This window comes from Acidovorax sp. LjRoot66 (assembly GCF_964253305.1).
Taxonomy (GTDB): Bacteria; Pseudomonadota; Gammaproteobacteria; order Burkholderiales; family Burkholderiaceae_C; genus Acidovorax.
The window spans coordinates 5,955,598-5,968,077 of record NZ_CAXUQU020000001.1 but is presented as its reverse complement, the minus strand read 5'-3'; the positions used below and the strand labels follow the sequence as shown (position 1 = coordinate 5,968,077).

Here is a 12,480-nt window from a genome sequence, read left to right as displayed (position 1 = left end):
GGGACACCATGGCAAAAACGTGGCCAGGCAGACTGGGGTGGGGTCTGGGAGGCGCCGTGCTGGCGGGGGCCGCCTACCTGGTCTGGTGGCCGGTGCCGATAGCACCCGTGGCCTGGAGCGCGCCGGCCGCGCCCGGCTACCAGGGCGTGCATGCGCCCAACCAGCGCCTGGCTGGGCTGCGGATGATTGACCTGAAAGGCGAGGTCGGCCCCGAGCACATTGCGCTGGGCAAGGACGGCAAGCTCTACACCACGGTGCTCAGCGGCAATATTCTGCGCATGAACCCGGATGGGACGGACCAGCAGGTCTTCGCCAACACCGGTGGGCGCGTGCTGGGCTTCGATTTCGACGCGGCAGGCAACCTGGTCGCGGCCGATGCGGTCAAGGGCCTGCTGTCCATCGCCCCCAATGGCACGATCCGCCTGCTCACCGACCAGGTGGCCCCGGGCGACCCCATCCGCTACGCCGATGGCGTGGTGGTGGCCCAAAGCGGCAAGATGTACCTGAGCGACGCCTCCACCCGCTTTGCGCCCAGGGACTGGGGCGGCACCTTCGAAGCCAGCGTGCTCGACATCCTGGAGCAGGCCAGCACCGGCCGCGTGCTCGAATACAACCCCGCCACGCGCGCCACGCGGGTGGTGGCCCGGGGCATCAGCTTTGCCAACGGCGTGGCGCTGAGCCAGGACGAGAAGAGCCTGTTCGTCAACGAGACCGGCAAGTACCGGGTGTGGAAGATCGCCGTGGACGCGAACGACCTGGACATCGGCCAGCTCCCGGCGGGTGCGCAGGCGCAGGCCCGGGTGCTGCTCGACAACCTGCCCGGCTACCCCGACAACCTGATGCGCGGGCAGGACGGCCGGATCTGGCTGGGCTTTGCCAAGCCGCGCGGCGCCGCCATCGACAACATGGCCGGCAAGCCCTGGCTGCGCCGCCTCACGCTGCGCCTGCCGCGCGCGTTGTGGCCGATTCCGAAACCCTACGGCCATGTGGTCGCGTTCAACGACGAGGGAAAGGTCGTGGCCGACCTGCAGGACCCGGCGGGCGCCTACCCCGAGACCACCGCCATCACCGAGACGGCGGACCGGCTGTATGTGCAGAGCCTGCACGCGCACGGCCTGGGCTGGCTGCCCAAGGGCATTCTCAAGGCGCCGTAGCCGGCCGCATCCTCAGCTGTGCATGAGCGTTTGCACCTCGGCACCAGTGTCGGTCCAGCCAAAGAACTTGCACACCTCGGCACGCATGGCCAGGGTGTCCTCGCGCCCCAGGGCCATCAGCTCGCGTGTATAGCCCGACTCGAACAGCAGGTAGCTGGCCAGGGCCGCGCCGCGCACGTCGGCCATGTTGGAGGTGACGCCCAGGGCGCCGAGCATGGCGCGCACGGGCGTGGGCAGGTTGCCCACGTGGCGGGCGGCCACGGCGTCCAGCCGCTGTGAGGGGGCGATCACCAGCAGCTCGATGGGGCGCAAGGCGCTCTTGGCGCGCACCTCGGGCGGGATCAGCGAGAGCGTCTGGTTCACGCGCTGCACGCGCTCCACGTCCACCGAGAGCGCGTCGAGGAAGATGTTGGACAGCGCGTGTCCGGCGATCTGCGCCAGCGAGGGGTAGGTCGGCGTGGGGTTGGCCGTGGCGTCGCCCTTGGGCTCGTGCATGCGGCCCGCGCCCACCACCAGGATGCGTTCGGCCCCCAGGTGGATGGCCGGCGCGATCGGGGCCGACTGGCGCATGGAGCCGTCGCCGAAGAACTCCATGTGGTCGCCGATGCTGATGGCCTTGGCCGGGAACACGAAGGGGATGGCCGAGGAGGCCAGCAGGTGCTCGTGCGTGATGCGGTCGCGTGCTGCCTTGCGCTGCGAGCGCACCCAGGGCTGCAGCGGGGCATCGGTCTCGAAGAAGGTCACGTGCTCGCCCGAGCTGTAGCTCGACGCCGTGACGGCCAGGGCCTTGAGGTGGCCCTTTTTCAAAAGGCGCGGCAGGCGCACCAGCGGCACCATCTTGACCAGCAGCTTCTCGAGCGGCGCGTTGTCCAGCAGCGAGCGCGGGCGCATGCGCCGCCAGCGCGCCAGGGCCCAGCCCAGCGACAGCAGCGAGAGCCAGCGCGCGCCGCTGCGCAGCACGCTCAGCGAGTCGGCCCGGTACACCTGCTGCGCATGGAAGTCGCGCCATACGCGGGCTATGCGGCGCACGGCCCGGTCGAAGTTGTCGGCCCCGCAGGCCAGCGCCGCCGCATTGATGGCCCCGGCCGAGGTGCCGGTGATGATGGGAAAGGGGTTGGGCTCGTCACCCGCGCCGCAGGCCAGGCGCAGATCGGCAATGGCTTCGAGCACCCCCACCTGGTAGGCCGCCCGGGCGCCGCCGCCCGTCAGCAGAAGGCCCGTGGCAAGGGGGGCGGGCGCGGCGGGGCTGTCGGGTGATTGCATCGGTGGACGGGGTGTGTGGCGTCAGGGCCCAGTGTGCTGCGTTGCCCGCAGGCCGCCACTTGGGGAAACCCGCATGGCGGGCGGCCAGATCAGGCCTTTGCGAGAAGGAGGGCGGCGACGCCCGGGCCCTGCAGCACGGTGATGCCGTTGTCGCGCGCAAACAGGCGGGCGTTGTCGGAGAGCTGTCCCTGGGTCATCACATAGATCCCTGCCGAGGCCCCTTGCGCCTGCATGGCGGCCTGCAGTTCGCGCATCGGCTCGACGCCATGGGTCGCGGCCTTCCAGCGTTTGGCGCTGACCAGGGTGGCCTGGCCGCCCTTGGCCACGCGCAGGTCCACGGGGCCGGACCGGGGCTTTTCCACCGTGCAGCCATCGCGCACCCAGGCGGCCTCCAGCGCATCGCAGAAGGTGCGCCAGGGCATGCTGTTGATGGCGCCCAGCATTTCCTCGACCTTGGCGGGGCTCGGGGCCCTGAGCTGGCGCCAGGCCGCAATGCAGCCCACCACGAAGATCGGCAGCGTGCCCACGGCGCCGACATAGGCGTACTCGCGCGGCAGCAGCGCGCCGGCCGCCAGTGCGATCACTCCCACCACCAGGAAGCTGACCCACCAGGGCGAGCGCAGCAGCACGGCGAACAGGGATTTCTCGGCCATCTTGAATTTCACGGGGCGTCTTTCGGGAGTCTGTAACGGGAGGGAAGCGGGTGGGCGACGCGCATTGTCCCGCACTTACGCAGGGCGGGGTCCGTTGGATAGACTACCCGTCCCACAGGAGTTAATTGCATGGCAGTCACCGAACAAGGCCTTCTGGCCGCACTTTCCAGCGTACAAGACCCGCACACGGGCAAGGACTACGTCAGCACGCGGGCGCTGCGCAATGTGCAGATCAACGGCGGCGACGTGGCGTTCGACGTGGAGCTGGGCTACCCGGCCAAGAGCCTGGTGCCCGAGCTGCGCCGCAGCCTCGTGGCGGCAGCCAAGGGCGTGGCCGGGGTGGACAACGTGTCCGTGAACATCACCACCAAGGTGGTGGCCCACGCCGTGCAGCGCGGCGTGCAACTGCTGCCCCAGGTGAAGAACATCATTGCCGTGGCATCGGGCAAGGGCGGGGTGGGCAAGAGCACCACCGCCGCCAACCTGGCCCTGGCCCTGGCCGCCGAGGGCGCCAGCGTCGGTGTGCTCGACGCCGACATCTACGGCCCGAGCCAGCCCATGATGCTGGGTATCAGCCGCCGCCCCGAGAGCGAAGACGGCAAGACCATGGAGCCGCTGGAGAACTACGGCGTGCAGGTCATGTCCATCGGCTTCCTGGTCGACCAGGACGAGGCCATGATCTGGCGCGGCCCCATGGCCACCCAGGCGCTGGAGCAGCTGCTGCGCCAGACCAACTGGAAGGACCTCGACTACCTCATCATCGACATGCCGCCCGGCACCGGCGACATCCAGCTCACGCTGTCCCAGCGCGTGCCCATGACGGGTGCCGTGATCGTCACCACGCCGCAGGACATCGCCCTGCTCGACGCCAAGAAGGGCATCAAGATGTTCGAGAAGGTGGGCGTGCCCATCCTGGGCATCGTCGAGAACATGGCCGTGCACGTGTGCACCAACTGCGGCCATGTGGAGCATATCTTCGGGGCCGATGGCGGCAAGAAGATGGCGGCCGACTATGGCATGGACTACCTGGGCGCCCTGCCGCTGGACATGCAGATCCGCCTGCAGGCCGACAGTGGCAAGCCCACTGTGGTGGCCGACCCCGACGGCGACGTGGCGCAGATCTACAAGCAGGTGGCACGCACCGTGGCCGTGAAGATCGCCCAGCAGTCCAAGGACTTTTCGTCCAAGTTCCCCAGCATCTCGGTCAGCAAGGACACCTGACGCTTGCCGTGGCCGCTGCCTGAATGGCCTTTTGGGCGGGAAGGATTCAGGCGCCTGTGTGCCGGGGTGCAGGCGTCGGTTATCTTCGGGCCCACTCCTATAGAGAAGGGCGCTTGATCCGATGAACCTGCTGGCTGCCATGCGCTACCTGGTGTCGCTCGACGAGCACCGCCACTTCGGGCGGGCCGCGCAGGCCTGCCACATCACGCAGCCCGCCCTGTCCAATGCCCTGCGGGCCCTGGAGGACGAGTTCGGTGTGGTCATCGTGCAACGTGCGCGCACCTATGCGGGCCTCACGCACGAAGGCGAAGCGGTGCTGGCCACGGCGCAGCGCATGCTGCGCGACAACGAGGTGCTGCGCCAGGAGCTGCGCAGCACCGAGGCCGCACCCCGCGGCAGGCTGCGCATGGCGGCCACGCCCACGGCCATCCCCATGCTCTCGCGCTTTGCGGCGCTGCTGCAGGCCCAGCACCCGGGCATCCTGCCGGTGGTGCTGTCCATGAGTTCGCGCGAGCTGGAGCAGGGGCTCGAAGACCTGTCGCTGGACCTGGCCGTGGGCTACAGCGAACGCATGCAGGCCAAGGAGGGCAAGCTGCGCTCCTGGCAGCAGTGCAACGAGCACTACTACCTGCTGCGCCGCGCCAGCACCCCCGCACCCGACCGCATGCGCATCGGCGAGCCCATGCGCTGGCGCGATGCCGGCCAGCTGCCCCTGTGCCTGCTCACCACCGACATGCACAACCGCTTCATCATCGACGAGGCGCTGCGCGAGGCCGGCGTGCCCACGCCGCCGGCCATCGAGACCAACTCGGTGCTGACCCTGGTGCTCTCCGTGCTCTCGGGCGAGGTATGCAGCGTCTTGCCTAGTGCCATGGTGGCTGCCGCGCGCAGCGAGCGCAGCCTGGAGGCGCTGCCCCTGGTGGCGCCCGAGGTGCGCACGCCCATCGGTTTCATGACCCAGCGCGGCCCGCGCGTCTCGCGGGCGCTGGAGGCAGCGCTGGTGCTGCTGGACCTGCCGCAGTGGCGCGACCACGTCACCGAGTACTGCGGCGAGCTGCGCGACTGAAGCCAGGCCATCCCCTGGGGGCGCTGGGCACCTTCACCGTCCCCCGTCTCGCTGTGCGGTGCGGGAGCGGGACGCTCCCCGCCCATTGGATGCTGATTTGTGTGCTGTTCTTCATTCATGAGTTGAATAGCTACATGTGCTGATTCAATTTGACGCTATGGCGCTCCTCTTCGGACACTGCGCTGGGCGTCTTGACCGGCGTCAAGAACACAGCGCGTACGCACCAACAAGGGAGAGAGAACATATGACTGCTTCATCGGCGGCGACTGCACCCATGCCTGGGTCTTCCGCATCCCCTGGGTTCCTGGACAAGGAACGCATCATTGCGGGGCCTGGCTTCAACCGGTGGCTGGTGCCCCCGGCGGCCCTTGCGATCCACCTGTGCATCGGCATGGCCTATGGCTTCTCGGTGTTCTGGCTGCCGCTGTCCAAGGCCCTGGCCACGGCCGGTACCGGTGCGGCCTGCCCCAAGGACATGGGCTTCTTTGCTGAACTGTTCGCCAGTGGATGCGACTGGCGTGTGGCCACGCTCGGGTGGATGTACACCCTGTTCTTCGTCTTCCTGGGCTGTTCGGCCGCCATCTGGGGTGGCTGGCTGGAGCGCTCGGGCCCGCGCAAGGCTGGCGTGGTCTCGGCCGTGTGCTGGTGCGGCGGCATGCTGCTGTCGGCACTCGGCATCCACCTGCACCAGTTCTGGCTCATGATCCTGGGCTCGGGCGTCATTGGTGGCATCGGGCTCGGGCTCGGCTACATCTCGCCGGTGTCCACGCTGATCAAGTGGTTCCCTGACCGGCGCGGCATGGCCACCGGCATGGCCATCATGGGCTTTGGCGGCGGCGCGATGATCGGCTCGCCCCTGGCCGTGGACCTGATGAAGAACTTCTCCAGCCCCACCGACGTGGGCGTGATGCAGACTTTCGTGGTGATGGCGCTGGTGTACTTCGTGTTCATGATGGCCGGTGCCCTGGGCTATCGCGTGCCCCCCACGGGCTGGAAGCCTGCCGGCTGGACGCCTCCACCCCCCTCGGCCAATGCCATGATCACCCAGCGCCACGTGCACGTGAAGCGTGTCTGGGGCATTCCCCAGTTCTGGCTGATCTGGGTCGTGCTGTGCATGAACGTGAGCGCCGGCATCGGCGTGATCGGCATGGCCTCGCCCATGCTGCAGGAAGTCTTCGGCGGTGGGCTGATCGGTGTGCAACAGAAGTTCGGCGAGCTTGACAAGACCCAGCTGGCAGCCATCGCGGCCGTGGCGGGCGGCTTTACGGCGCTGCTGTCGCTGTTCAACATCGGTGGCCGCTTCTTCTGGGCCAGCCTGTCCGACAAGTTCGGCCGCAAGATGACCTATGTGATCTTCTTCGTGCTCGGCGGCTTGATGTACGCCAGCATTCCCAGCTCAGCCGGCGCCGGCAGCAAGCTGCTGTTCGTGGGCGCGTTCTGCGTCATCCTGTCGATGTACGGCGGTGGCTTCGCCACGGTGCCGGCCTACCTGGCCGACCTGTTTGGCACCCAGTTCGTGGGCGCCATCCATGGCCGCCTGCTCACCGCCTGGGCCACGGCCGGCATCCTGGGCCCCGTGGTCGTGAACTACATGCGCGAATACCAACTGGGCCTGGGCCTGCCGCGCGAGCAGGTGTACAACCAGACCATGTACATCCTGGTGGGCATGCTGGTCATCGGGCTCATTGCCAACCTGATGGTGCGCCCCCTGGCCGACAAGTGGTTCATGAGCGACACGGAACTGGCGCACGAGAAGAAGCTGGCGCACGAAAAGAGCGTGGCGGCCGAAGTGGGCGGCGGTACCGGTGGCGGCGGCACGACCAGCCCGGCGGTGGTGGCCTTCGCCTGGGCGGCGGTGGGCATTCCTCTCCTCTGGGGCATCTACAAGACCCTGGTGAGCGCCGCCAAGTTCTTCCAGTAGGCAGGCGACTGCATGCTGGTGCTGCCTGGCTCACTCAAGCGTCGGATCAATGCTGCGGCCGGGCGCTTTGCGGCCGAGCACAACGGAGTGTTCAGTCTGGCCGCACCGGCGGCTGCCGGGCAGGCGCCCGCGCTGCTGTGCAGTGGCCGGGCGCTCAATGGCGATTTCGCGGTGGCGGACCGCTTCACGGCCCAGACGGGGGTGCGCGCTACCGTCTTCGCCCGCCAGGGTGAGGATTTCGTGCGCATCGCCACGTCGGTGCGCAAGCAGGATGGCGAGCGTGCCGTGGGCACGCTGCTCGACCGCTCGCACCCTGCCTACCGCCAACTGCTGGCGGGCCAGCCCTACGCCGGCTACGCCACTGTCTTCGGGCGCCAGAACATGACCCGCTACGACCCGGTGCGCAACGCCACCTGCGAGGTGGTGGGCGTGCTCTACGTGGGGCTCGACGTGAGCGAGATCCCCTCCCTCGGGATGGCCGGGCGCCTGGCGCTGTGGGTGCTGGGCGGACAATACCTGCTGTGGACGCTGGCCTGGCTGGCGCTGCCTGCGCTGCCGACCGCCTGGCTCGCCTTCGGGGTGTGCCAGCCGTTGCTGCTGGCAGCGCTGGTCCATGGCCTGGTGCAACGCACCATCTCCACGCCGGTGGCACAGGGCCGCAGTGCCGCGCAGCGGCTCGCGGCGGGCGATCTCACCACGCAGATGCATGTCGCGCAGCGCGACGAGGTGGGGCAGATGCTGCAGGCCATCAACGGCATCGGCGTGGGCCTGGCCGGCCTGGTGGGCAACGTGCGGCGCGGGGCCGAAGGGCTGCGCCTGTCCACCCGCGAGATCGCCGACGGCAACAATGACCTGGCCACCCGCACCGAGCAGCAGGCCGGCGAGGTGAACACCACCGCATCCGCCCTGGAGCAATTGACCGCCACCGTGGCGCAGAACGCCGAGCATGCGCGCCGTGTCAATGGGCTGATGGGCGCCGTTGCCCAGGCCAGCGGCGAGAGCGGTGCGGCGGTGGAGCGCGTGGTCACCACCATGGCCGAAATCCGCGACGGTGCCCACCGCATCCGCGACATCATCGGCATCATCGACTCGATTGCCTTTCAGACCAACATCCTGGCGCTCAATGCGGCAGTGGAAGCCGCCCGTGCGGGCGAGCAGGGCCGGGGCTTTGCGGTGGTGGCCTCGGAGGTGCGGGGCCTGGCCACGCGCTCGGCGGGCGCTGCGCGCGAGATCCGGGGGCTCATCTCCACCTCGGTGGATCGTGTGGATGCCGGTGGGGGCTTGGTGCAGGCCGCTCGCACATCCATGCAGGGCATTGCACAATCCATCGGTGAGGTGACCCGGCTCATCGAGGGCATTGCCACCGCCAGCGGGCAGCAAAGCCATGGCATCGAAGACATCCACCACAGCGTGGGGCGCATCGAGCAGATGACGCAGCAGAACGCCGCCCTGGTGGAAGAAGCCGCCGCTGCCGCCATGCGCATGCGCGAGCAGGCGGCCACGCTGGCCGATGCGGCCGCCACGTTCAAGACCCCCACATAGACGACAGCAGGGGGTGCCGGGGACGCCGCAGGCGCAGCGGTGCGGCCGGCAACCTCAGTCCAGGAGACCATGATGAAACAGGAAAAGATCGAGTTCTACACAGGCCCCGCAGGCGGCTGGGGGGCGCTCAACAGCGTCAAGAATGCGCTGCTGCGCCAGGACATCCCGATCAAGGGCGCCAGGACGCTGCTGTCGGCCAACCAGCCCGACGGCTTTGATTGCCCGGGCTGTGCCTGGCCGGACCGCAACCATGCCTCTACCTTCGAGTTCTGCGAAAACGGCGTCAAGGCCGTGGCCGCCGAGGCCACGGCCCGGCGCGCGGGCCCGGGCCTGTTTGCCCAGTACACGGTGGCCGAGCTGGCCGAGCAGAGCGATTTCTGGCTCGAAGACCAGGGCCGGCTCACGCAGCCCATGGCCTACCATGCGCCCAGCGACCAGTACCGCCCCATTTCGTGGGACGACGCCTTTGCGCTGATCGCGCGCCACCTGAACGCGCTGCCCGACCCCAACCAGGCCATCTTCTACACCTCGGGCCGGGCCAGCAACGAAGCGGCCTTCCTGTACCAGCTGTTCGTGCGGCAGTACGGTACGAACAACTTCCCCGATTGCTCCAACATGTGCCACGAGCCCAGCGGCAGCGGCATGCGCCCGCAGATCGGCGTGGGCAAGGGCACGGTGACCCTGCACGACTTCGAGTGCGCGGACGCGATCTTCATCTTCGGCCAGAACCCCGGCACCAACCACCCGCGCATGCTCGGCGAGCTGCGCGAGGCGCACAAGCGCGGCGCGCGCATCGTGAGCTTCAACCCCCTGCGCGAGCGCGGGCTGGAGCGCTTTGCCGACCCGCAGGACAAGCTGGAGATGGCCACCTTCGGCTCCACCCCCATCAGCACGCACTACTTCCAGCTGCGCGTGGGCGGCGACCTGCCGGCCGTCAAGGGCATGATGAAGCATGTGCTGGAGCAGGAGGACGCGCGTGGCGGCGTGCTCGACAAGGCCTTCATCGCCGAGCACACCACGGGCTTCGAGGTGCTGGTGGAGAATCTGCGCGCGGAATCCTGGGCGCTGCTGGAGCAGGAGTCGGGCCTGACCGAGGAGCAGATGCGCTCTGCAGGCGACATCTACATTGGCGCCAAGAACGTGATCGCCTGCTGGGGCATGGGCATCACGCAGCACAAGCACGCGGTGGACACCATCCAGGCCATTGTGAGCTGGCTCATGCTGCGCGGCAACATCGGCCGCGAGGGTGCCGGCCCCTGCCCGGTGCGCGGCCACAGCAACGTGCAGGGCGACCGCACCATGGGCATCTGGGAAAAGCCCCCGGTGGCCCTGCTGGACAGGCTGCGCGACGTGTTCGGCTTCGAGCCGCCGCGCGAGCACGGCGTGGACACGGTGGAGGCCATCCGCCACATGCTGGACGGCAAGGGCAAGGTGTTCTTCGCCCTGGGCGGCAACTTTGCTGCCGCCACCCCCGACACCTACGAGACCTGGAAGGCGCTGCAGCGCTGCGACCTCACGGTGCACGTGACCACCAAGCTCAACCGCAGCCACATCGTGCATGGCAAGGAGGCGCTGATCCTGCCCTGCCTGGGCCGCACCGAGATCGACGTGCAGGCCAACGGCCCGCAGGGCGTGACGGTGGAGGACTCGATGAGCATGGTGCACATCTCGGTGGGCATCAACCCGCCTGCGTCCGAGCACCTGCTGTCCGAGCCGGCCATCGTGGCGCGGCTCGCTGCCGCCACGCTGGGCGCGCGCAGCAGCGTGCCCTGGGCCTGGCTGGTCGAGGACTATGCGCGCATCCGCGACCAGATCGAAAAGGTCTTCCCCGATTTCAAGGACTTCAACCAGCGCGTGGCCGTGCCCGGTGGCTTTCGCCTGCGCAACACGGCCAGTGAGCGCGTCTGGGCCACGGCCTCGGGCAAGGCCAGCTTCCATGCGCCCCTGGTGCCGCAGGACACGCCTTCGCACAAGGCGCGCGAGCGGTTCAAGGATTCGATCGTCTTCACCCTGCTCACCACGCGCTCGCACGACCAGTACAACACCACCATCTACGGCATGGATGACCGCTACCGCGGCGTCTACGGCCAGCGCCGGGTGGTCTTCATCAACGAGAAGGACATCCGCGCTTTGGGCATGCAGGACGGCGACTGGGTCGACATCCAGACCGTGTGGAGCGACGGCCAGGAGCGCCGGGCCGACCGCTTCAAGCTGGTGGCCTACGACATCCCGCGCGGCAACCTCGCGGCCTACTACCCCGAGACGAATCCGCTGGTGCCGCTGTCTGCCGTGGCCGACACGGCGGGCACGCCGACCTCCAAGTCCATCCCTGTGCTGCTGGAGCCGCACGTGCCGGGCGGGGCCGCCCTTGCGGCGTCTGCCGTGCCGGCGCAGGCCGAGGCCCCATGAGCGCGGTGGACCGCAGAAAGCCCATGCCATGACGGCCGTGCAAGAGACGCTGGCGGGCGCCATCCTGCGTGCGCTGGCCGAAGAGTCCCCGGACACGCCGGCCGGTGCGCCCGGCGTGTCGCTGCCGCGCCTGGGCAAGCGCCTGGGCCAGGGCGTGAGCGTGCTCCTGCGCGAGCTCACGCTGATGAGCGATGCCTCGGTGGGCGGCCAGCGCGGCCCCGGCTGGGTGCGCGTGGACCAGGTGGGTGAGCGCTGGGTGGCCCACCTGACCGACGCCGGCCGGGCCGTCGCCCGGGAGCTGCCTGCGGCGGGGGCGGCGCCATGAGCGCGCAGGTGTCCACGCCGCTCGATGGCGATGGGGGCGCCGTGGCGGACCTGTCGGCACTGGCCCAGCGCTCCGTGCGGGTGTTTGGCGAGGCGGGTGTGCCGCAGGGCGGGGCCCTGCGCTTCGACACCCTGGCGGCGGAGATCCCGGTGGCCCTGGTGTTCAACGGTGTCTCGCATGCGGTGATGATGGCCACGCCGGAAAGCCTTGGCGATTTTGCGATCGGTTTCGCGCTGAGCGAGGGCATCCTCGACCATGCGCAGGACTGCCGGGGCACCACGCTGCAGCTGGCCGATGCCGGCGCGGCGCACCTGCCACCCGGCGTGCCGGGGGTCGAGGTGCACCTGGAGATTTCGGCGCGCAGCTTCGAGCGCCTCAAGAACCGGCGCCGCAGCATGGCCGGCCGCACGGGCTGCGGTGTGTGCGGGGTGGAAAGCTTTGCGGCGCTGGATCTGGCCCCTGAGTGCCTGCCGGCGCGCGACTGGTTGGAGCGGGTGGACCTGCCCACCGTGCTGCGCGCCTTTGCCGACCTCAAGGCACTGCAGCCGCACAACGCGCAGTCGGGGTCGTTGCATGCCGCCGGCTGGGCCACGCTGGACGGGCGCCTGGCCCAGGTCTGCGAAGACGTGGGCCGGCACAACGCGCTGGACAAGCTCATCGGCTGGCTGTCGCGCAACGCGCGCCTGGCCGAGCCCGGCTTTGTCGTGCTCAGCAGCCGGGGCAGCCACGAGCTGGTGCGCAAGTGCGCCCGCGTGGGCCTGTCGGCACTGGCCACCATATCCGCACCCACCGCCACCGGCGTGCAGGTGGCCGAGCTGGCCGGGCTGCGGCTGTGGGGCCTGTGCCGCGCGCCGCGCGCGGTGCTGTACGCGCCGGGCGCGCAAGCGGGGTAAAAACCCTGACCCCTGCACGGCGCAGTACAGTCG

The 12,480-nt window shown here is 69.1% G+C and carries 10 protein-coding genes; 8 read left to right on the top strand and 2 right to left on the bottom strand.

Features of this window, described 5'->3' with window-relative positions; genetic code table 11:
- Positions 1-8: 8 nt before the first annotated feature.
- The gene (locus ACSQ3Y_RS27875; protein WP_436179524.1) at positions 9-1,154 is read left to right on the top strand and encodes an SMP-30/gluconolactonase/LRE family protein; all 1,146 of its coding nucleotides are present in this window, start codon (positions 9-11) and stop codon (positions 1,152-1,154) included.
- Positions 1,155-1,166: 12 nt separating this feature from the next.
- Here the strand turns inward: ACSQ3Y_RS27875 and ACSQ3Y_RS27870 are convergent, their stop codons facing one another.
- A complete protein-coding gene (locus ACSQ3Y_RS27870) occupies positions 1,167-2,417 on the bottom strand; it encodes a patatin-like phospholipase family protein (RefSeq protein WP_436179523.1) in 1,251 nt (416 codons plus the stop codon).
- 89 nt (positions 2,418-2,506) lie between these two features.
- The gene (locus tag ACSQ3Y_RS27865; protein ID WP_436179522.1) at positions 2,507-3,082 is read right to left on the bottom strand and encodes a restriction endonuclease; all 576 of its coding nucleotides are present in this window, start codon (positions 3,080-3,082) and stop codon (positions 2,507-2,509) included.
- A gap of 117 nt (positions 3,083-3,199) precedes the next feature.
- On the opposite strand from ACSQ3Y_RS27865, the gene apbC reads away from it, so the two are divergent.
- The 7 genes from apbC (at position 3,200) to fdhD (ending at position 12,447) form a co-directional block, all read left to right on the top strand.
- Complete coding sequence (apbC, locus tag ACSQ3Y_RS27860) at positions 3,200-4,291, top strand: iron-sulfur cluster carrier protein ApbC (protein WP_057201899.1); 1,092 nt, start codon at positions 3,200-3,202, stop codon at positions 4,289-4,291.
- Positions 4,292-4,412: 121 nt separating this feature from the next.
- Positions 4,413-5,357: a LysR family transcriptional regulator gene (locus ACSQ3Y_RS27855; protein ID WP_436179521.1), complete on the top strand. Its 945-nt coding sequence runs from the start codon at positions 4,413-4,415 to the stop codon at positions 5,355-5,357.
- 244 nt (positions 5,358-5,601) lie between these two features.
- Positions 5,602-7,278, top strand: coding sequence for an OFA family MFS transporter (locus ACSQ3Y_RS27850; protein ID WP_436179520.1), 1,677 nt, complete (start codon positions 5,602-5,604; stop codon positions 7,276-7,278).
- Positions 7,279-7,290: 12 nt separating this feature from the next.
- Entirely contained in the window at positions 7,291-8,820 is a 1,530-nt protein-coding gene (locus ACSQ3Y_RS27845) for a methyl-accepting chemotaxis protein (RefSeq protein ID WP_436179519.1), read from the top strand.
- 72 nt (positions 8,821-8,892) lie between these two features.
- Positions 8,893-11,229 (top strand): FdhF/YdeP family oxidoreductase, encoded by a 2,337-nt coding sequence (locus tag ACSQ3Y_RS27840; RefSeq protein ID WP_436179518.1) that lies wholly within the window; start codon positions 8,893-8,895, stop codon positions 11,227-11,229.
- Between the two features lie 28 nt (positions 11,230-11,257).
- Entirely contained in the window at positions 11,258-11,554 is a 297-nt protein-coding gene (locus tag ACSQ3Y_RS27835) for a hypothetical protein (RefSeq protein WP_305742051.1), read from the top strand.
- The gene (gene fdhD / locus ACSQ3Y_RS27830) at positions 11,551-12,447 is read left to right on the top strand and encodes a formate dehydrogenase accessory sulfurtransferase FdhD (protein WP_436179517.1); all 897 of its coding nucleotides are present in this window, start codon (positions 11,551-11,553) and stop codon (positions 12,445-12,447) included. Before ACSQ3Y_RS27835 ends, fdhD begins: the two co-directional genes overlap by 4 nt.
- Positions 12,448-12,480 lie beyond the last annotated feature (33 nt).

Coding starts and splice junctions, on each gene's coding strand:
- ACSQ3Y_RS27845 (WP_436179519.1), top strand. CDS start 7,291: ATGCTGGTGCTGCCTGGCTCACTCAAGCGTCGGATCAATGCTGCGGCC.
- fdhD (WP_436179517.1), top strand. CDS start 11,551: ATGAGCGCGCAGGTGTCCACGCCGCTCGATGGCGATGGGGGCGCCGTG.
- ACSQ3Y_RS27875 (WP_436179524.1), top strand. CDS start 9: ATGGCAAAAACGTGGCCAGGCAGACTGGGGTGGGGTCTGGGAGGCGCC.
- ACSQ3Y_RS27870 (WP_436179523.1), bottom strand. CDS start 2,417: ATGCAATCACCCGACAGCCCCGCCGCGCCCGCCCCCCTTGCCACGGGC.
- ACSQ3Y_RS27835 (WP_305742051.1), top strand. CDS start 11,258: ATGACGGCCGTGCAAGAGACGCTGGCGGGCGCCATCCTGCGTGCGCTG.
- ACSQ3Y_RS27850 (WP_436179520.1), top strand. CDS start 5,602: ATGACTGCTTCATCGGCGGCGACTGCACCCATGCCTGGGTCTTCCGCA.
- ACSQ3Y_RS27840 (WP_436179518.1), top strand. CDS start 8,893: ATGAAACAGGAAAAGATCGAGTTCTACACAGGCCCCGCAGGCGGCTGG.
- apbC (WP_057201899.1), top strand. CDS start 3,200: ATGGCAGTCACCGAACAAGGCCTTCTGGCCGCACTTTCCAGCGTACAA.
- ACSQ3Y_RS27855 (WP_436179521.1), top strand. CDS start 4,413: ATGAACCTGCTGGCTGCCATGCGCTACCTGGTGTCGCTCGACGAGCAC.